19 protein-coding genes are annotated in these 18753 nt (G+C 64.9%); 3 read left to right on the top strand and 16 right to left on the bottom strand.

What is annotated here, in order from left to right:
* Nucleotides 1–4 precede the first annotated feature (4 nt).
* Entirely contained in the window at nucleotides 5–922 is a 918-nt protein-coding gene (locus ABIB56_RS12835; RefSeq protein WP_354569609.1) for a co-chaperone YbbN, read from the bottom strand.
* Nucleotides 919–2685, bottom strand: a complete 1767-nt coding sequence (locus tag ABIB56_RS12830; protein ID WP_354569608.1) for a DUF8094 domain-containing protein — start codon at nucleotides 2683–2685, stop codon at nucleotides 919–921. Before ABIB56_RS12830 ends, ABIB56_RS12835 begins: the two co-directional genes overlap by 4 nt.
* Before the next feature lie 321 nt (nucleotides 2686–3006).
* Here ABIB56_RS12830 and ABIB56_RS12825 point away from each other — a divergent pair, with 321 nt between their 5' ends.
* Complete coding sequence (locus tag ABIB56_RS12825; RefSeq protein ID WP_354569607.1) at nucleotides 3007–4728, top strand: DivIVA domain-containing protein; 1722 nt, start codon at nucleotides 3007–3009, stop codon at nucleotides 4726–4728.
* Between the two features lie 21 nt (nucleotides 4729–4749).
* Nucleotides 4750–5802: an AI-2E family transporter gene (locus ABIB56_RS12820; protein WP_354569606.1), complete on the top strand. Its 1053-nt coding sequence runs from the start codon at nucleotides 4750–4752 to the stop codon at nucleotides 5800–5802.
* Here the strand turns inward: ABIB56_RS12820 and ABIB56_RS12815 are convergent.
* The 9 genes from ABIB56_RS12815 to rpsB form a co-directional block, all read right to left on the bottom strand.
* The gene (locus ABIB56_RS12815; RefSeq protein WP_354569654.1) at nucleotides 5799–6509 is read right to left on the bottom strand and encodes an alpha/beta hydrolase; all 711 of its coding nucleotides are present in this window, start codon (nucleotides 6507–6509) and stop codon (nucleotides 5799–5801) included. The two genes, ABIB56_RS12820 and ABIB56_RS12815, sit on opposite strands and share 4 nt — an antisense overlap.
* Nucleotides 6510–6550: 41 nt before the next feature.
* Nucleotides 6551–6850 carry an Rv1322 family protein gene (locus ABIB56_RS12810; protein WP_354569605.1) on the bottom strand — a complete coding sequence of 100 codons (300 nt, stop codon included), beginning with the start codon at nucleotides 6848–6850 and terminating at the stop codon, nucleotides 6551–6553.
* 102 nt (nucleotides 6851–6952) lie between these two features.
* Entirely contained in the window at nucleotides 6953–7468 is a 516-nt protein-coding gene (locus ABIB56_RS18510) for an aggregation-promoting factor C-terminal-like domain-containing protein (RefSeq protein ID WP_502917597.1), read from the bottom strand.
* Between the two features lie 167 nt (nucleotides 7469–7635).
* Nucleotides 7636–8187 carry a DivIVA domain-containing protein gene (locus tag ABIB56_RS12800; RefSeq protein WP_354569604.1) on the bottom strand — a complete coding sequence of 184 codons (552 nt, stop codon included), beginning with the start codon at nucleotides 8185–8187 and terminating at the stop codon, nucleotides 7636–7638.
* A 64-nt stretch (nucleotides 8188–8251) separates the two neighbouring features.
* The gene (locus ABIB56_RS12795) at nucleotides 8252–9247 is read right to left on the bottom strand and encodes a phosphatidate cytidylyltransferase (protein ID WP_354569603.1); all 996 of its coding nucleotides are present in this window, start codon (nucleotides 9245–9247) and stop codon (nucleotides 8252–8254) included.
* Entirely contained in the window at nucleotides 9248–9799 is a 552-nt protein-coding gene (frr, locus tag ABIB56_RS12790; RefSeq protein ID WP_354569602.1) for a ribosome recycling factor, read from the bottom strand.
* Nucleotides 9800–9841: 42 nt separating this feature from the next.
* Complete coding sequence (gene pyrH, locus ABIB56_RS12785) at nucleotides 9842–10555, bottom strand: UMP kinase (protein ID WP_354569601.1); 714 nt, start codon at nucleotides 10553–10555, stop codon at nucleotides 9842–9844.
* Between the two features lie 118 nt (nucleotides 10556–10673).
* Nucleotides 10674–11501, bottom strand: coding sequence for a translation elongation factor Ts (gene tsf, locus ABIB56_RS12780; RefSeq protein WP_354569600.1), 828 nt, complete (start codon nucleotides 11499–11501; stop codon nucleotides 10674–10676).
* A gap of 11 nt (nucleotides 11502–11512) precedes the next feature.
* Nucleotides 11513–12583: a 30S ribosomal protein S2 gene (gene rpsB / locus ABIB56_RS12775; protein ID WP_354569599.1), complete on the bottom strand. Its 1071-nt coding sequence runs from the start codon at nucleotides 12581–12583 to the stop codon at nucleotides 11513–11515.
* A 347-nt stretch (nucleotides 12584–12930) separates the two neighbouring features.
* Between rpsB and ABIB56_RS12770 the strand changes: the two genes are divergently transcribed.
* Nucleotides 12931–13488 carry a M23 family metallopeptidase gene (locus ABIB56_RS12770; RefSeq protein ID WP_354569598.1) on the top strand — a complete coding sequence of 186 codons (558 nt, stop codon included), beginning with the start codon at nucleotides 12931–12933 and terminating at the stop codon, nucleotides 13486–13488.
* Here ABIB56_RS12770 and ABIB56_RS12765 read toward each other — a convergent pair whose 3' ends face one another.
* The 5 genes from ABIB56_RS12765 to ABIB56_RS12745 form a co-directional block, all read right to left on the bottom strand.
* Nucleotides 13489–14400 (bottom strand): tyrosine recombinase XerC, encoded by a 912-nt coding sequence (locus ABIB56_RS12765; RefSeq protein WP_354569597.1) that lies wholly within the window; start codon nucleotides 14398–14400, stop codon nucleotides 13489–13491.
* Between the two features lie 175 nt (nucleotides 14401–14575).
* Nucleotides 14576–15514 (bottom strand): phosphodiesterase, encoded by a 939-nt coding sequence (locus ABIB56_RS12760; RefSeq protein WP_354569596.1) that lies wholly within the window; start codon nucleotides 15512–15514, stop codon nucleotides 14576–14578.
* Between the two features lie 34 nt (nucleotides 15515–15548).
* A complete protein-coding gene (dprA, locus tag ABIB56_RS12755; protein ID WP_354569595.1) occupies nucleotides 15549–16769 on the bottom strand; it encodes a DNA-processing protein DprA in 1221 nt (406 codons plus the stop codon).
* The gene (locus ABIB56_RS12750; protein WP_354569594.1) at nucleotides 16766–18298 is read right to left on the bottom strand and encodes a YifB family Mg chelatase-like AAA ATPase; all 1533 of its coding nucleotides are present in this window, start codon (nucleotides 18296–18298) and stop codon (nucleotides 16766–16768) included. Before ABIB56_RS12750 ends, dprA begins: the two co-directional genes overlap by 4 nt.
* The gene (locus ABIB56_RS12745; protein ID WP_354569593.1) at nucleotides 18298–18654 is read right to left on the bottom strand and encodes a YraN family protein; all 357 of its coding nucleotides are present in this window, start codon (nucleotides 18652–18654) and stop codon (nucleotides 18298–18300) included. Before ABIB56_RS12745 ends, ABIB56_RS12750 begins: the two co-directional genes overlap by 1 nt.
* Between the last annotated feature and the right edge of the window lie 99 nt (nucleotides 18655–18753).

The following is an 18753-nucleotide window of genomic DNA, read 5'->3' as shown; positions in this document are numbered from 1 at the left end:
TCGGTCAGTACAGTAGGCCGGTGAGCCTGCGACGTGCGGCGGTGACCAGGGGTTCGTCGGCGCCGGCGATCTCGAAGTAGTCGAGAAGGCGAGTGCGTACCCGGTCCTTGGATGGCTGGTCGAGGGTCGGGAAGAGGTCGAGCAACCGCCCGAAAGCATCGTCCAGGTGACCGCCGGAGACATCGAGGTCGGCGACCGCGAGTTGTGCGTCTACGTCATCGGGAGCATCGGCGGCCGCCGAGCGGATGTCCGCGGCGGGCGTCGAACCGATACGAGCGAGCAGGGAGACCTGCGCGAGCCCTGCGACCGCGAGGTTGTCACGCGGATCCTGCGCGATCGCCGTCCTGTACTCGGCGATGGCCGTGTCGTAGTCGCCCACGGCGATGGCGTCGTAGGCCTCCTGATGATGCGGCGGCAGCGGCGCCTCAACCGGTTCGGCCGGAGTCTCCTCCGTCTCAGCCGGGGTGACAGTCCCTGTCACGTTGTTCTGCTTGGCCAGGGTAAGCACCTGCTCGAGCACCTGCTTCGCATCGGCTTCCGGTAGTTCACCCTCGTAGAGCGCAACGGGGCGCCCGCCGATGACGGCGGCGACGGTCGGCGCGGCAGTGGCCTGGAAGGCCTGCTGCAGCTGGGGGTTGGCCGTGGCATCCACCGTCGCCAGCACGAACTTGCCGGCATATTCGGTGATCAGGCGCACCAGCGTGCCGGATGGCGACCCGGCGTAGAGCTCGACAATCACCGGCACGGTCTGCGAGAGGTCGAGGATGCTGGTGAACGTGGCATCCGTACTCTCCACGACCAGTGCCTGCACCGAGGCTGCCGCAGGCTCGGGCGCGCCACCAACCGGAGCGGGCGGGCGCACCAGGGACGAGAGATCGACGGCTCCCCTGAGATTGGCTGATGACGGCGGGACGTTGGTCACGGAAGCTCCTTCGCAGATATGAGTCCTGTGGCGAAGCCGAGCAGAACGACTTTCTTGTTGCCTTTGCTACTGATCGGCGGTACGTAGAAGAGCAGCTGGTCGCCGTAGACGGCGGTAGTACCTTTCGTGGTGCCGGTGAGACCGGAGAGCGATTTGACCGCTCCCTCCGGATTGACTGCCGAACCAGCCTCAAGGGGTTTGGCGGTGATCGTCTCGTTGAGATACGTCGCCACAATGGCTCCGGAGTCGACGCTGCCGAGGGACAGGGTTTCGCCCGTTCCGACGGTGTTGGCGAAAGTCAATGTCGCCTTGGGATTCGCCTGCAGTTTCTTCCTCACCTCGAGGCCAATCAGGCCGATGAGGGCGTCTTTCGAGGTGTCGAATTCCTTGGAATGCGGGCTATCTGCCCCCTTCTCCAGGATGTCGCCGTAAGAGAGCGCCAGAGCGGACGGTGCCATCACCAGGAACGGGTTGTCCGGTGGCAGCTTGGTCGCCCCGACGTTGGCTGGAGCCATTCTGGGAGTCACTGTACTCGCCTCGAGCGCGGTCGCGTAGGCGACCTTGTAGTCGTCGCGCGGCGTCTCCTGCACCAGGTACAGGGCGAGAGGGGGAACCGTCTTGTCGCTGGGGGTGGTCAGCACGGTGAATACCGTGCGCGGCCACTTCGCGGTAGCCTGCGGGAGGCTCACCTCGATCTTCTCGGTCGGGATCGGAGCAACGGGTGCGTAAGTGCTGTCCACCTTGCGGATCGCGTAGTTCGCGGTTCGCAGTTCGAGCGCGGCACCGGTGAACCTGGTCTTCGCGAGTTCCGGATCGATCGCGGCATCCGCCTTGGCCGCTACGGCGGAAATGCGGGCGAGAATCTCCTTGAGTTGCGGTGCGGTCACAGCCGGCGGCTCGGCACCCGCGGCAGCCGGAACCTTGGAAGCGGTGGCGGTCGGCGACGGCGACGCGCTGCTGCCCGTCATGAACTCGGGCCAGAGTTCGGCAGAGCAGCCGCTCAGGGCGAGGGTGCTGACCAAGAGCACCGGAACTACGGCGATCATCCGGCGTCGTGAACGACGTCCGGCGGGTGCACTCGTCACCGCCTTCGGTTTGCGCACCTTGTATCTGCGCTGGCGCGGTACTTTCGGCATCTTGGCTGGGCTCTTACGGCGCGGTCCACGCGAACGGCGCAGGTGGATGAATGCCCAGAGGTACAGCGCGATGCCGATGAGAAGGAAGAGGAAGCCTCCGACGATCAGGGGACCGGACCATGGTGTGCGATTGTCGAGCGGCCAGCGAATAGAGACGTCGCTCGGGGCCGCTTTCTTGCCATCCGAGACCACCAGGATCGAGATGTCGTCCGGCACGTTGAGGGTGATGTTCAGGTCGCTGCCGCGCGAATACTCCTGCAGCCAGAGGTCCGAACCTTTCGGGTTGGGAACCTCGGTCTGGCTGCCCTTCACGAGCGTGTTGGTCAGTGCGGTCTTTGCCGCGCTGTACCCGATCTTGTTATAACTGGCCTTGCCCACCCAGCCGATCACATCTTCGCTTCGACCATACGCGGCGAAGATCTTGTCCGATCCGCTGATGTTCACGTCCTGGCGGCCGTCCAGCGACTTGAGGGTCTTGCTGTCGATGACGGTGACGGTGGCATCGGTCGTGAGCGCGACGGAAGCCGTCACATTGTCCGGTGCGGCAAAGACGGTGCGCTGGGCGATGCCGAACGCGATCAGACCGAAAGCGATGACAAAGCTCACGATGGCGGCGACAAATCGCACGGTGGTTGCTCCTCTCGTGTTGCCATGCACGACCGGCGGTCGGCTATCCCTGTGTCGCAGCGCTACCGGAACAGCTGCGACGGTTCGCGCTAGGGCGCGATGTCAGGGGTGTGGGGCCGGAGGCCCCCTGGTGGCAACAGCAAAGACATACCAGACTACCGCAACGACCCTGAGAGCCGCCTCCCCATTACCTGCGTGACCAGCACCTGCTGACCGCGACCGCGTGGAATCGACGCCCATTGCATACCCGACCGCAGGCTAAACTCGGATGGTTCGGCACTGCCGATGCACAAGCCGGCCGATGACTCACGAGGAGAAACCGTGGCCACTGACGACGAAACTTTCAGCACTGCCATGCGCGGTTACAACCGCGAAGAGGTCGATAGTGCGATCCAGGATCTCCGCCGCGAACTGATCAAAGCCAACCACGACAAGGCGGATGCGGCCAAAGATGTCAAGCGCCTCAGCGCCACCGTCCAAGACCTGCAGGCAGAGATCGAGGAGACCGGCAGCCCCACCTACAGCGGACTCGGCACCAAGCTCGAGAACACTCTGCGTGTAGCCGAGGAACAGTCCACCCGACTGATCAGCCAGGCCGACATCGATGCGGAGAAGCTGCGCAGCGGCGTCCAGGCGGAGGTCAATCGCCTGCGCGTGGAGTCGATGGAGAACGGCGAGCGCATCACAGCCGAGGCCAATGCCAGGGCGGAAGGCATCCTCGACACCGCGAACGTCGAGGCGGTTGAGCTAATCGAGCGCACCAGGGAACAGGCAGAGGTGATTACCCAGGACGCCCTGCGCGAGGCCGCCGCCATCCGTGGCGCGGTCGCCACCGAGGCGGCAGAGGCTCGCACCACAGCCAAGCGGGAGGCAGCGGCCGTTCGGGCCGAGGCCGAGCGCGAATCCGCGGAGGTCAGGGCCGTCGCAAGCCGTGAGGCGGGCGAAGCCCGCGACGCAGCGGCCGCGTTGGCGCGTGAGACCGAGCAGGGTCGTGCCGAGTTCACCAGTGAGAACGAGAAGCAGTGGGGCGATCTGGCGCGCGAAACAGAGCAGCAGCGCACCGACCTCGCTCGCGACATCGAGGAAGCCCGTACCGAGCTTGCGCAGAGCACGGAAGCCCAGCGCGCGGCTCTGGCCCGTGAGGTGGAGGAGACCCGCACCAGGCTCGACCACGAGACGTCAGAGGCACACGCCAGCCTCGAGGAGGAAGCCGCGACGACCCGTGCGACTCTCGAGGTCGAGGCCGCAGCCGAGCGTGCCGCTCTCGACCAGGAGATCACCGCCGCCCGCACCCAGCTTGAACAGGACACCGTCTCGTCACGCGCGCTTCTCGAGCAGGAGATGAAGTCAGCTAATGCCAAGCTGGCGCTCGACATGAAGCGTGCGCGCACCGAACTGGCCCAGGAAACCACAGAGGCCCGGTCCATCCTGGATGCCGAGATCACCTCCGCCCGCGCCAGCCTGGCCCACGACGTCGAGCAGCAGCGCACCAACCTCGCCCGCGAGATCGAACAGCGACAGGCGGAGGTCACCCGCGAATCCGAACAGAGGCTGTCCCAGCTTGCTCACGACGTCGCCGAGACCCGTACCCGCATCGGACTCGACGCCGAGCAGGCGCGCAACGACCTGGATGTGGAGCTGAAAGCCCGCCGCGACGAGGCAGAGAAGGAATTCCTCTCCAAGCACCAGGAGGCCGTCGCCCAGACGCAGAAATATCTGGACGAAGCTCAGGCCCAACTCGCCGAGACGACGCGCAATGCCAACGAGAAGCGCGCCGAGGCTGAAACCGTCGAAGGCGAAGCACGTATCGAGGCAAAGACGGCGCGGGAGAAGGCCGGCAAGGAGGCAGCCGAAATTCTCAAGACTGCCGAAGCGAGAGCCAAGGCACTGGTCAAGGACGGCGAGAAGCGCACGGCCAAGCTCGTGTCGGACGCCGAAGACCGGCTCTCCCAAATTAGGATTGAACGCGAGGCTGTGGCCGGTTACTTCGAAAGCCTTCGGACTGTACTGTCACAGGCAGAGAAGGTCACTACAGATAAGTAGCATCGGTATCCGGGAGTCGCAGTGAAGATCCAGAACGCTTTCCGACTCGGACTCCTCGGCGGGCTGGGTGTGCTGGTGGCGATCGCCATCGGCGGTGCGATCATCACCCTGCAGACGATCATCACCTACATCGGCGCAGCGCTTTTCATCGCGCTCGGCATCGACCCTGCGGTGTCATGGCTGGAGAAGCACAGATTCCCACGTTGGGCGGCCATTCTCACAGTCCTGGTCGGCATCCTCGCCGTGTTCGCGGGCCTGGTTTTCGCTGTCGTTCCGGTGATTGTCGACCAGGTAAACAATCTCATCTCCAGCCTGCCAGGATTCATCACGGTGATCAATCAATACACCTGGATCGCGGATACCCAGAAGAACCTTCCAGACTGGATAAACCTTCAGGAACTCATCACCAACTCCGGCAACTGGCTGAAGGACAACCTGGCGACGATCGGCGGCGGGATCTTCACCGTCGGCCTCGGTATCGCCAGCGGTGTGGCGGGGCTCGTCATCATCCTGATCCTCACCCTGTACTTCGTCGCATCACTCTCCACCATGAAGCGCGGTCTGTACCGCTTGGTACCAGCGTCGAAGCGCGCCAGGTTCTCCGACATCGCTGAGCAGGTGACAGCCTCGGTCGGCCGCTATGTGGTTGGGCAAGCGACCATCGCCCTGGCGAACGGCGTCTTCAGCCTGATCTTCCTGTCGATCATGACCAACTTCGGCGCGAAATATCCCGCACTGTTCGCCTTCATCGCCTTTCTCTTCGCGCTGGTGCCCCTGGTGGGAACCCTGTCCGGCAGCATACTGATCACACTGAGCACGCTGTTGCTCAGCGGCCCGGGCGTTGCCCTCTGGGTGGCCATCTACTACATCGTCTACATGCAGGTCGAGGCATACATCATCAACCCGCGGGTGATGACACGAGCGGTGAAGGTGCCGGGCGCGATCGTCGTGATCGCCGCTCTCGCCGGTGGTGCGCTGCTCGGCATCCTCGGTGCTCTCATCGCGATCCCGGTGGCGGCATCGGTGCTGCTCATCATCGACCAGGTGGTCGTACCGAGGCAGAACGAGCTCTAGCCCTCGAAGGTCTCCGGGAGCGGCAGGGCAGACGGGTTGAGCCGCAGCACGATCTCGCTCAGCACGCGACGTGTCTGGTTCTCCCCCACCCACAGATGCTTTCCGCCTTCGACGGCCACGAGCTCCGTCTCCGGCACGACGGCGAAGCGCTCAGCCGCTTCCGCCGGACGCAGATAGTCGTCGAACTCGGGAATGATGGCGACCAGGCGGTTGCCGCTTGCCGCCCAGGCCGCGAGTTCGGCATCCGTCGCCCGACGGAGCGGAGGAGAGAGCAGGATCGCGCCATCGATCGGATGCGTCAGCCCGAACTTGACGGCGACCTCGGTGCCGAACGACCAGCCGAGCAACCACGGATGTGGTAGCCCACGTTCGCCGACGAAGTCCATTGCAGCCGCGAGATCGTATTGCTCATCGACGCCTCCGCCGAAGGAGCCCTCCGACGTTCCTCGTGGCGAGGACACCCCGCGAAAGTTGAAGCGCAGGACCGCGATGTCCGCCAGAGCTGGCAGCCGCGCTGCGGCCTTGCGGATGATGTGTGAATCCATGAAACCGCCACTGGTTGGCAGCGGGTGCAATGCCACGATCGTCGCCACCGGCTCGTGGTCGACGGGCAGGGAGAGTTCCCCGACCAGGGTCAGCCCATCACTGGTGTGCAGCTCGATATCTTCGCGCCGAGCCGGAAGCTCCACGCCGCCCCTGATCTCCATCTGCCCTGTGGCCTCCATCTGCTTGCCTGCCTCCATCGGAACTAGGTGATCTTCCAGCAGTGTGAGTGCCAGTGTCGTCGCGCGGCGAGGTCTTCCGCTTCACCCATGAGGCCGTCAGCCCGCCACGCGACGAGGTGCGACGTGCCAGGGCTGATCTCGAGGCCGCATCCGGGACAGGTGTAGAACTTCGCTGCCGACACTGCCGAGACCGGTTGTACGTTCCACCGTCCGTTGCGCTTGGACTCGCTACGCAGGCTGCCGTAGAGCACTCGTGAGAGATCGAATTCCTCGTCATCGGGTTCACCGCCCGCCCGGCCGCGCGGACGATTCGATCTGGGCATCTGTTAACTCTAAGAGGTCGCGCCGAGAGATGATTCATTCCTCCGAAAACATCACCATTTCACGCGAACTCGGGGTTCCGCCTCTCCGGTTAAGGAGAGGTGTCAGTACCAACCCGACGACTGACTATGCCCCCAGGCACCACAGGGGGTCAGATAGCGACCCTGAATGTAGTTGAGACCCCAGGTGATCTGGGTGCGCGGGTTGGTCTGCCAGTCGGCGCCGACCGAAGCCATCTTGGAGCCGGGAAGCGCCTGAGGGATGCCGTAGGCACCGCTTGGATTGGCCGCATAGACGTTCCAGTGCGACTCTCGATTGAAGAGGGAGACGAGGCAGGCGAACTGGTCGTCGCCCCAACCCCTGGCATGGACTAGTTCGTAGCCGATGGCCTGGGCTGTGCCTGGGTCGGGGATGCCGACAGCGGCAGCGGTAACGATTCGAGGAGCAACGACAACGATGGGCTTCGGAGTTACCTTGTAGTCGTCGCGAACCACAGCGGTGCTGAATTCTCCGGCGACCTTGAGACTCTGGATGTCGCCCTTGACGACGCTCACCGGGGTAGAGGCCTTGGCAGTGAAGGCCTGGTACGGCGTGAACGCCAGCACGAACAGCGATGCCATAGCCGCCGTGAAAGCGAGTAGGGGAAGAACGCGACGACTACGAGTGCGGTGCTGGATCGGCCTGACCCCAACTCCGCTGATCGCGGCCTGGGGCGATAGATATCTCGCACGCCTGCCCATAGGAATAAAACTTTAGCCCAGATGGGATGAAAAAGCCCGTCGGGCGCTCAGCGAACAGCCAGCATGACGTTGACCACGGAGTCCAGGAGCAGGTCGACCTGTGCTTCGCGATAGCCGCCCTTCTTCGGACGGAACGCGACGGTTCGAACATCTTCGACGCTCATCGGCTGACCGTCCTGGAAGTACTTGACGAGACGATTCGCGAAGGCGTCGACGTCTTTACGGCGGTATCCGTTGCTGAGGCCGGTGACCCTATCGAAACGGTGGCCCTCCGGTCGCGCCAGACGGTCGAGGATCTCCTGGGCGATCGTGCGAGCCTCGGAGTACCAGGCCTCGTCGCCCCTGTCCTGGATCGCGCGTTCGCGCTCACGGGTGGCGAAAGCATCCTCGAGCCGCTCGAGGGCCGCGTCGACATGTACTGAGGAGTAACCGCCCTTCTGCATGGCGAACGCCATCTGGCGGATGCTGGCGGCGTTCACGACGGTCGGCGCGCCGGGGTCGGCGGAGTACGCGCGGCGTGCATCCTCGAGGAAGTCTTCGACCTGCTCGACGCTATAGCCCTTGCGCGAGTTTCGGGTGCGGGGAAACGTTGTGCTCACGCGTCTATTGTGCCCTACGCGCCCGTGGAGCACGCCGAGCACGCCGAGCACGCCGCGGCTCGGCCTAACTGAAGATCAGGAACAGGATGTAGGCGACTGCGGCACTCGGAAGGATCGAGTCGAGGCGATCGAGGAAGCCGCCGTGTCCAGGAAGCCAGGTGCTGATGTCTTTGATTCCGAGGTCGCGCTTGATGAGCGACTCCGTGAGGTCGCCGACGGTCGCGGTGAGCACCATCACGACGCCGAAGATGAGGCCGAACCACCAGGGTTCGTGCAGCAGGAAGATCGAGAGCACCACACCGGCGATGATGGCCACGACGACCGATCCGGCGAAACCCTCCCAGGTCTTCTTCGGGCTGATACGTGGTGCCATCGGGTGCTTACCGAGCGTAAGACCCGAGGCATAGGCGCCGATATCCACGAGCACGACGGTGACCAGGGAGGCCAGGGCCCACCACTCGCCGCCATCCTGGGCGGCGAGAAGCACGGCAAAGCTGCCGAGGAATGGCACATAGACCTGGATGAACGTGCCAGCCGCGATATCCGCCCACAGGTCGCGCGCCGAGGTACGGTGCCTCGGTCGTGCGATCTCCGCGACGCGCCAGAGGGTGACGAAGAGGATACCCGCGAGGGTCACCAGCCACTTGCCCTGGTCTCCGAGGAAGAACGCGGCGGGCACCGTCGCGATTCCCGCGATGACCGTCGGCCAGCGCGGAACGTCGCGTCCCGCGAAACGCAGGGCACTCGCCAGCTCGAATGCCGTGAAGCCGATCAGCACCGCGGCGAAGATCATGAAGATCGCCTTGACGAAGATCAGGCTGGCGATGAGTGCGAGGCCGAGCGCCAACCCGATAAGGATCGCAAGCGGCAGGTTGCGTCCCGTGCGCGCCTCGATCTTGACGTTGGTGGCGTCGATCTGAGCCCTGGTCGCGGCGACCTGCGCCCTGAAGTCCTCCTCGAAGGCATGCGTGCGTGCCTCGAACTCTTCGCGCTTCGCGCGAGTGAAAAGACCACGTCGCTTGGCGGCGACGGGAGGCGGACCCTCGGGAGCGTCAGTCATCTAGACCTCGAGCAGCTCGGCTTCCTTCTTCTTGAGAGCGTCGTCGATCGCATCAATGTGCGCCTTCGTCACTGCCTCGAGTTCTTTCTCCCCGCGGGCGATCTCATCGTCGCCGACCTCTGTGAGGGCGTCGAGGTCGTCTTTCGCCTTACGACGGATGTTGCGGATCGAGATCTTGGCATCCTCGCCCTTGGCGCGCACGATCTTCACGAACTCCTTACGGCGCTCCTCAGTCAACTCCGGCAGCGTGGCGCGGATGAGGATGCCGTCGTTGCCGACGTTCGCTCCGAGGTTCGGCGCGTTGACGATCGCGCGCTCGATCTCTTTGAGCGCACCCTTGTCGTAGGGAGTGATAACGAGCGTGCGGGCCTCTGGATTGTTCATGCCGGCAAGCTGGCCGAGAGGAGTCGGAGTGCCGTAGTAGTCGACCAGTATCTTCTGGAACAGTGCCGGGTTGGCCCGGCCTGTGCGCACGTTGCTGAACTCGTCTTTCGCCGCTTCAACTGATTTGTGCATCTTGTCTTTGGCCTCGGCCAGGACATCGGAAATCACGTGGGTCTCCTTCGAGAGAGTGGGACTACTTGAGTTTACTGATCAGTTCGAGACGAGAGTGCCGATGCGGTCGCCGCGAATGGCGGCCGTGACGTTGCCGCCCGGCTCCATACCGAAGACGACCATGGGCATCCCGTTGTCCATGCAGAGGCTGAAGGCCGTCGAGTCGACAACCTTCAAGCCCCGCACGAGAGCGTCCTGGTAGGTGAGGCGCTCGAGTTTCTGGGCTTGAGCGTTCTTGCGCGGGTCGTCATCGTAGACGCCGTCAACGCCGTTCTTCGCCAGTAGTACGACGTCCGCTCCGATCTCGAGAGCGCGCTGGGCTGCGACGGTATCTGTCGAGAAATACGGAAGGCCTGCGCCCGCACCGAAGATGACGACGCGACCCTTCTCGAGGTGACGCTCTGCGCGGCGAGGGATGTACGGCTCGGCCACCTGGGTCATAGAGATAGCGGACTGCACCCTGGTTGCCGCGCCTGCCTGCTCGAGGAAGTCCTGCAGCGCTAGGGCGTTCATGACGGTGCCGAGCATCCCCATGTAGTCCGCCCGCCCGCGGTCCATGCCGCGCTGGCTGAGCTCTGCCCCGCGGAAGAAGTTGCCACCGCCGACGACGATCGCGATTTCGACATCCTTCGCGGCGAGGGCGATCTCTTTGGCGAGCGCGCTGACTACGTCCGGATTAACGCCGAGCGAGCCTCCCCCGAAGGATTCACCGGAAAGCTTGAGCAGAACCCGTCTCTTGCGCGCGTCCGTCATGCTCTCTCCTTCTGTTGTGGCTCGTTATAGGGTACCGGTGGTTCTGAGACCCGACTGTACGAGGCAGGAAAATGGACCCGGACCGCCGAGGCGATTCGGGTCCATTCGCACTGGGTTGCTAGGCGCCGACCTTGAAACGGGCGAAGCCGTTCACGGTGAGGCCTGCATCCTTGAGCACCTTGGCGACCGACTGCTTGTTGTCGCGCGCATAGTCCTGCTCGGTGAGTACGACCTGCTTGAAGAAGGCGCCGACGCGACCTTCGATGATCTTCGGGAGCGCCGCTTCCGGCTTTCCTTCGTTGCGGCTGATCTCCTCGACGATGCGACGCTCGCTCTCGACCTGATCGGCCGGGACCTCGTCGCGGGAGAGGTACTGCGGGTCGGCGAAGGAGATGTGCTGCGCGATGCTGCGAGCAGTCTCTGCGTCATCACCCGAGTATCCAACCACGACGCCGACCTGCGGAGGCAGGTCTTTGTTGGTCTTGTGCAGGTACACAGCGAACTTCTCGCCGGAGATGACGGCAACGCGACGCAGCACGATCTTCTCGCCGAGGATGGCTGCCTCGTCGCTGATCAAGTCGGCGACGGTGCGGTCATCGACAGCGGCGGCCATTCCCTCTTCCGGAGTGGTCGCACCCGCGGCGGCTACGGCATTGAGAACCGTGTCGCCCAGCGAGACGAACCTCTCGCCCTTCGCCACGAAGTCGGTCTCGCAGTCGAGCTCGATGAGCGTGGTCGACGAGCCATTCTCTTTGGCTGCGACGAGACCCTCACTGGTGGAGCGGTCAGCGCGCTTCGCATTGCCCTTCGCGCCCTTGAGGCGCAGGAGTTCGGTGGCCTTCTCGAGGTCACCCCCGGCCTCGACGAGTGCGTTCTTCGTCTCGACCATGCCGGTGCCGAGGCGCTCGCGCAGGGTCTTGAGGTCTTCCAGGCTGAAATCTGCCATCGTGTGGTTCCTTACTTGGTTTCGGCAGCGGCAGCAGCCGCGGCGACCTTCGTCGCAGCGGGCTTCTTCGCAGCAGGCTTCTTCTCGGCGTCGGTAGCCTCTGCCTCGATCTTGGCCTCGGCCGCCTCGTCGGACTCGACGTGGTGCTCGGGGACGATGCTGGCGTCGGCGGTTGCCTCGTTCGCGGCGGCAACGGCATCCGCGTCGTTCTCTTCTGTCGGCACCTCGTCGGCGATGACAGCGGCCACAGCCTCGGTGTCGATCGTGGTCGACTCGGCGAGTCCGTCAGAGGCTTCGATCTTCTCGGCTTCGGTGTTCGGAGTCTCGGATGCGGCGAGAAGCTCGGCTTCCCACGCGGCGAGAGGCTCGACCTCTTTGCCCTCTTCCGGCTTCTGGTGACGCTGGATGAGGCCCTCGGCTGCGGCATCCGCGATGATGCGGGTGAGCAGGCCGACGGAACGGATGGCGTCGTCGTTACCCGGGATCGGGTACTGCACCTCGTCGGGGTCGCAGTTGGTGTCGAGGATCGCGATGACCGGGATGCCGAGCTTGTGCGCCTCGTCGATGGCGAGGTGCTCTTTCTTGGTGTCGACGATCCAGATCGCGGACGGCGTCTTCGTGAGGTTGCGAATACCCCCGAGCGAACGCTGCAGCTTCACGAGCTCGCGACGCTGGATGAGCAGCTCCTTCTTGGTGTAGCCGCGCGTCGTGTCGTCGAAGTCGATCTCTTCGAGTTCTTTCATGCGAGCAAGACGCTTGGAGACCGTCTGGAAGTTGGTGAGGAGGCCACCGAGCCAACGCTGGTTGACAAAGGGCTGGCCGACGCGCTGCGCCTGCTCCTGGATGGAACCCTGGGCCTGCTTCTTGGTACCGACGAAGAGGATGGTGCCGCCGTGGGCGACAGTCTCCTTGACGTAGTCATAGGTCTTGTCGATGTACTGCAGCGACTGCTGCAGGTCGATGATGTGGCTACCGCTTCGCTCGGTCAGGATGAAGCGCTTCATCTTCGGGTTCCAGCGACGGGTCTGGTGTCCGAAGTGGACGCCGCTGTCGAGCAGCTGGCGGATGGTAACTACGGCCATGGCCGATTCCTTGTCCGCGTCGGGTCACCATACTCTTTCGAACTGCTCGATTCGAGCAGGGCGTGCCGCGACGCTATTTCAGTTTGCTATGACCACCGGTCGGCAGCCAATCCTGGTGCCCGGCACGCATCCGCCCTGCTCGCCGTGGCGATCATGGGACTGAGTGGATGCGGTGGCCGCGTTTTACGGAATTATGCATTCCTGGCAACGCTGTGGGCACGCGTAGTCACCCCGCCTGAGCGGGGTGCTCCAAAAAGTGTAGCACCGCCAGCAGCGTTCTTCCTCTCCTCCACCGGGTCACCAGAGACGCAGCATCGAGCAGAAATCAGTCAGCGAAGGATTGGCGGATGACGCTGGGCCATGCTGTTCTCGTGTCGCCCCCGATCGCAACCGCCAGACCTCCCCGGCTTAGTGGCCTGGCGATCCTGTTCGCGTTGGTACTGATGCTGGTCTCCCCGGCATCACCCGCAACGCAACCCGCGTCGGGGGCGACCGCCAACTGGCAGTGGCCGGTGGCCGCACCGCACCCGATCGCGAAGCCTTTCATCGCACCGGAGACCAAATACTCGGCCGGACATCGCGGCATCGACATGTCGGCCCCGGATGGCGCGGTCGTCACGGCGCCGACGGACGGCGTGGTGAGCTTCGCCGGCTTCGTGGTGGATCGGCCTGTGCTCTCGATTCGACATTCGGGCGGACTTGTCTCCAGCTACGAACCTGTCGCCACGGAACTCGCCGAGGGAGCCGTCGTGACACGAGGCAGGCCAATCGGGGTGCTGGTCGCCGGACACTGCGCGGCATCCTGTCTCCATTTCGGCGTGCGCCTGGACGGCGAGTACGTGTCTCCTCTCAACTACCTCGGCGGGATCGAACGTTCGATCCTTCTGCCGACGCGGTCGCTGTGACTACGCTCGCGGGTGCGCCGCGCTGTAACTCTCCTTGAGCCGCTCGGTCGAAACGTGAGTGTAGATCTGGGTCGTACCGAGGCTCGCGTGCCCGAGGAGTTCCTGCACGGCGCGCAGATCGGCGCCGCCATCGAGCAGATGGGTGGCTGCCGTGTGGCGGAGGGTGTGGGGACCCGCAGGGCCACTACCCGGGACCGTTTCGAGCAGGGCGGATACCAGTGTGTAGATGCTGCGTGTTCCCAGCCGAGCGCTGCGCGGGCTCAGGAACAGAGCGCGTGTCTCCTCCCTGGCTTCTTCGACGAGGAGGGGCCTGGCCAGGTCGAGATAGCGCACGATCGCGTTCTTCGCCGGTACACCGAATGGAACGACGCGCTCTTTCGATCCCTTGCCGACGACTCGCACGGTCAGACGACCGAGGTCGACGCTCTCCAGGTCGAGCCCGGTGATCTCGCTCACCCGCAGCGCCGAGGCGTACAGCAGTTCGATCACGGCGAGGTCCCTGATCGAGCCAGGATCACCGGCCTCGGCGCGCGTGGTGAGGCCTGCCAGGATGCCGTCGATCTGGACACGGGTGAGTACTCGCGGGAGATGGTGGTCGGCCTTCGGTGCCTTGAGCCGCACGGCGGCGTCCGCCGGGACTGCCCCGGTGCGGGTCAACCAGGCCGTCAGGCCGCGGGAGGCCGCCGAACGGCGAGCGAGGGTCGACTTGGCGAGTCCCGCTTGCGATCCGTGCCAGAGCCAGTCGCGCAGCAGGTCGAGCGAGAGGTCTTCGGCACGGTCCACACCCTTGGTGTGGGCAAAATCGGCGAGCTGACCGAGGTCCGAGCGATACGAACGCACCGTATGCTCGCTGAAGCCGCGCTCCGCGGAGAGGTACCCCGCGAATTCGGCGACCGCGTTTTCGAGCTGCATGGGTCCATCGTCGCGCACTCCCGTGTGTTGCAGGCCAACGCAACGCGCACAACGCGGCCGCTTGTCGGCTCGCGCAACGTGGGTCTGCTGCGCTGCGGCTCGCGCAACGTGGGTCTGCTGCGCTGCGGCTCGCGCAACGTGGATCTGCTGCGCTGCGGCTCAGTTGCGTCGCGGTTCAGTCTGTCGCGCCCAACGCCTCGACCTGCTCGACGGTGAATGTCGAGGTCTTGCTCGAGAAGGCTTCGAGCCGCGCCTCGGGCGTCATCGATTCCAGGCCGCGAAGGAAGGCCTCGCTGAATCCGGTGGTCTCGACGAACTCTCCGATGGGGATCACCGAGTGCACGATCTGGTCCTCGTAGAGGTGTACGAGGTTGAAAGCCTGGCCGCCGTCGACGCCGGACAGTGTGTGAAGCGGCGCGCTGAGATCCATGGTGTAGCAGGTGGCTGCTGCCACAGAAACCGGCACCCCGGCGAAGAGGCTGTGCGTCGTGTAGTGCAGGTGGCCGGCCAGGATGCCGCGCACATCCGTGCCCCGAATGACCTCGGCGAGCCTGCTCTGCCCGCGCAGTTCGAGCAGCTCCATGACTTCGAGCGGTGTCGGGATGGGCGGATGATGCATGGCCAGCAGGGTGCCGTGCGGCGCGGGGGTGCTGAGCTCCTGCGCGAGCCAGGCGAGCTGGGCATCCGTCATATCGCCGTGGTGATAGCCGGGAACTGTGCTGTCGAAGGCGATGATCCGCAGCCCGTTGACGTCGTAGACGTGATCCTGCGGCTCGGTCGAGCCCGCTTCGTCGAGCATCTCGGTCGCGAACTGGAAGCGTTCGTCATGGTTGCCCATGACCCAGATCACCTGGGCGCCGATACGGGCGGCTGCCGGCTCGACGATGCCACGGAGGCGACGATAGGCGTCAGGTTCTGCAAGGTCAGCGAGGTCTCCGGTGAAGACGATGGCCTCCGGTCTGCTGGCCGACTTCTCGAGCAGCTCTATGGCGCGCAGCAGATTCTCGTGAGTTGCGAGCTTGCCATAGAGCGGTCGAGCACCGCCGAGGAAATGGGTGTCGCTGATATGCGCGATGCGGTGGGCCGGGGCCGGATGCTGTCCGAATTGGGTCACGGCAGCAGCCTAGACGCACCGTGCACGGGCATCCTCACTGTGTGATCGCCGTCCAGCCGCGTTCCCCCTCCCTGACCGCTCCCTCGAGTTCCAGTACACCCAGCACGGACCGCACGCCAGCCACCGAGAGGCCGGAGCGAGCCGCGATATCCGTTGACGAACGCGGCGAACGGACGCTGAGGGAATCGAGTACGCGGGTCATCTCCTGGGATACCTGGCTGCTCGGAGATGCAACCGATCTCGATGTCACCTCCTCGAGCGGCGCGAGTTCGGCCATCTCGTCGGCGTTGGTCACGCACACCGCGTCGAATTCGCGGATCAGCCGGTGGCACCCGGCCGACGCTGGCGACGTCACAGGACCGGGAACCGCACCGATTGGGCGCCCGAGCGATGCCGCGTGGCCCGCGGTGTTGAGCGAGCCCGACCGCCAACCCGCTTCGAGCACCACGGTCGCTCGACTCGATGCCGCAATCAACCTGTTGCGCTGCAGAAATCTCCATTTTGTCGGTGGGGAGCCACACGGCAGCTCAGATACCACAGCTCCCTTCTCGACGATTCGAGTGAGCAGAGCGTCGTGTCCACTGGGATAGAAACGGTCGACCCCGCCGGCGAGGAAGGCCACAGTCTTCCCTGCACTCGCGAGCGCAGCCCTGTGCGCCATCCCGTCGATCCCATATGCGGCACCGGACACGATTGTGTAGCCGCGGTCGACAAGGCCGGCGGATGCCTCCATCGTGACGTGTTCCCCATAACCGGTGGCCGCGCGGGCGCCCACGAGCGCGATTGAGCGATCGACGCTCACCAGGGTGGACTCGTTGCCACGCAACCACAGGGCCAGCGGAGCGTGCGGCCCAAGGTCGTCGACGGCGACCGGCCAGCCCGGATCACCCGGTACGAGAAGCCTGACCGAGAAGCGAGCAGCCTGCCGCAGGGCGGTCAGCGCGACCGCGGATCTCATTCTCGGCTGCCAGCGAGCCAGCGCAGCCTTGACGTCATCGCGAGTGACATCGGCCCCGGCGGCGGCGATGGATTCCCGAACTCGTTCGGAACTCCAGCCCTCGACCAGCGTCGCGAGCGCTCGTGCCGCACCCATTGCAACGACGAGCTCGCCCGCCAGGCGGTCGCCGGGCTCGGCGATGCCGGTCCAGCTGGCGCGCGCGAAACGGTCCTCGATCTGCTCGACCGCCACGTGCTCGCCGGCGATCGCCTGCACGAGTGGCACCACTGCCGCTTCATCCAGTCCGAACATCGTCATGAGAGTGCCTTCCTGAGGTAGAGCGCCCGCCCGAGATGGTCGGCCGTCGGGCGTGCGTCGCCGGCGAGGTCGGCGATCGACCACGCCAACCTCAGAACCCGGTCGTAACCACGCATAGTGAGCCCGCCGCGTTCGAGAGCCCTGTCGATGGACACGGTCGCGGAGGGTGAGAGTCGATTGGCCGCGTTACGCAGCCATGAGCCGGGAATCTGCGAGTTGAGAGACCACGGTGTGCCTGCTAGCCGTGCCGCTGTCGCCGACCTCGCCTCGATCACCCGTTCCCGCGCCTGCACCGTTGTGATCCGTGGTGCTTCGTCCGCCATCCGGAGCCGCACCGCGGTGACGCGGGATACCCGGAGCTGGATGTCGATGCGATCGAGCAGCGGACCGGAAAGCCTCGCGAGATATCGGCGTCGGGTATGCGGAGGACACATGCACTCCGAATCCCGCGCGCCGTACTGGCCGCACGGGCAGGGATTTGCAGCCAACACCAGTTGGAACCTCGCCGGAAAGTGCGCCACTGCGTTCGCCCGATGGATGCTGATGACACCCGACTCGAGCGGTTGTCGCAGTGCGTCAAGGGCCGCAGGCTGGAACTCGGGAGCCTCGTCGAGAAACAAGATCCCGTGCGAGGCTCGCGCGGCAGCCCCTGGCCGGATGACACTGCTCCCACCTCCCACGAGAGACGCCGCACTGGCGGTGTGGTGGGGCGACTCGATCGGCGGACGGCTGGCCAGTGTCGCACCGACCGGAAGCCCCGCCAGCGAGCGGATCGAACTCACCTCGAGGGCTGCCTGCGCATCGAGATCGGGCAACAGGCCCGGCAGCCTGGCCGCGAGCATCGTCTTGCCCGCGCCGGGCGGACCGAGCAGGAACATGTGATGCCCCCCGGCTGCTGCGACGATCATCGCCTCGATCGCATCGTCGTTGCCGACGATCTCCGACAGGTCGAGGCCATCATCGATTGGAATAGCGGGGCTCGGCGCGGTGAGCACTTCGACAGGAACCGGCTCGAACTCCGCGCCGTGCCAGATGGCCGCGTCGCGGAGGGATGCGACGCCGATCACCCGGATTCCCGGCACCAGGCTGGCTTCATCCACATTGCCGCTGGGCACCATCACAATCGCGGCCTCTGAGCGAGCTGCCGCGAGAACGGCGGGAAGGATGCCGGTAATCGGCCTCAACCGCCCGTCCAGTCCCAGTTCGCCGAGGTGCACCACCCTCGCTACCGACTCCGACCCCACGATGCCTGCTGCGGCAAGCGCGGCCATGGCGATCGCGAGGTCGAATCCGGAGCCGTGCTTGGGAAGGGCTGCCGGGGAAAGGTTCACCGTGATCTTGCGGTTCGGCAGGGCGCAGCCGGAGTTCACCGCCGCAGCCCTCACCCTGTCGCGAGCCTCACCGAGGGCAGCATCGGGCAGACCGATAAGCACGAAGGCGGGCAGGTTGCTCGAAATGTCTGCCTCCACCTCGACGAGGGCTCCGCTAAGCCCGAGCAGCGAGACGGCGGTAGTGCGTCCGATCGGCATCAGAACACCCGCCTCAGGTGTTCCACCTGTGGCTGACCGACGGCGGGCGCGATGATGGCCACGGCATCGATGCGGATGCGGTCATGGTTGCCAGGGTGAGCTTCACACCAGGCCGCCGCCAGACGCCTCAATCGCGCCAGTTTGCGAGCGGTGATCGCCTCGAGCGGATGCCCGAACGCCAGGCTCGACCGCGTCTTGACCTCGACGAACACCGTCTCGTCGCCGTCTACAGCCACGATGTCGATCTCACCCTGCGGGCAGCGCCAGTTGCGGTCCAGGATGAGATACCCCGCCGCTGTCAATGCGGCAGCAGCGACATCCTCACCCCGTCTGCCCAGTTCATCTTTCGCAGCCATGGCCACCTCCTGGAACGAGGATGCCGGTGCAAGGCGGTCAGTCGATCGAGCGGTGTGCCATCTGTCGAATCGTGCGGATCATGTGACGCGGGTGAGGAG

This window comes from Glaciihabitans sp. UYNi722, from assembly GCF_040549465.1.
Taxonomy (GTDB): domain Bacteria; phylum Actinomycetota; class Actinomycetes; order Actinomycetales; family Microbacteriaceae; genus Lacisediminihabitans.
The sequence above is the reverse complement of the archived record's forward strand: the minus strand, read 5'-3'. Positions and strand labels throughout refer to the sequence as shown.

Excerpts from the sequence above, each read along its gene's own strand:
- ABIB56_RS12815 (WP_354569654.1), bottom strand. The coding sequence starts at position 6,509 with ATGGAGATCAGGGGCGGCGTGGAGCTTCCGGCTCGGCGCGAAGATATC.
- ABIB56_RS12810 (WP_354569605.1), bottom strand. The coding sequence starts at position 6,850 with ATGCCCAGATCGAATCGTCCGCGCGGCCGGGCGGGCGGTGAACCCGAT.
- ABIB56_RS18510 (WP_502917597.1), bottom strand. The coding sequence starts at position 7,468 with ATGGCATCGCTGTTCGTGCTGGCGTTCACGCCGTACCAGGCCTTCACT.
- ABIB56_RS12795 (WP_354569603.1), bottom strand. The coding sequence starts at position 9,247 with ATGACTGACGCTCCCGAGGGTCCGCCTCCCGTCGCCGCCAAGCGACGT.
- pyrH (WP_354569601.1), bottom strand. The coding sequence starts at position 10,555 with ATGACGGACGCGCGCAAGAGACGGGTTCTGCTCAAGCTTTCCGGTGAA.
- tsf (WP_354569600.1), bottom strand. The coding sequence starts at position 11,501 with ATGGCAGATTTCAGCCTGGAAGACCTCAAGACCCTGCGCGAGCGCCTC.
- rpsB (WP_354569599.1), bottom strand. The coding sequence starts at position 12,583 with ATGGCCGTAGTTACCATCCGCCAGCTGCTCGACAGCGGCGTCCACTTC.
- ABIB56_RS12770 (WP_354569598.1), top strand. The coding sequence starts at position 12,931 with ATGACGCTGGGCCATGCTGTTCTCGTGTCGCCCCCGATCGCAACCGCC.
- ABIB56_RS12765 (WP_354569597.1), bottom strand. The coding sequence starts at position 14,400 with ATGCAGCTCGAAAACGCGGTCGCCGAATTCGCGGGGTACCTCTCCGCG.
- dprA (WP_354569595.1), bottom strand. The coding sequence starts at position 16,769 with ATGACGATGTTCGGACTGGATGAAGCGGCAGTGGTGCCACTCGTGCAG.
- ABIB56_RS12750 (WP_354569594.1), bottom strand. The coding sequence starts at position 18,298 with ATGCCGATCGGACGCACTACCGCCGTCTCGCTGCTCGGGCTTAGCGGA.
- ABIB56_RS12745 (WP_354569593.1), bottom strand. The coding sequence starts at position 18,654 with ATGGCTGCGAAAGATGAACTGGGCAGACGGGGTGAGGATGTCGCTGCT.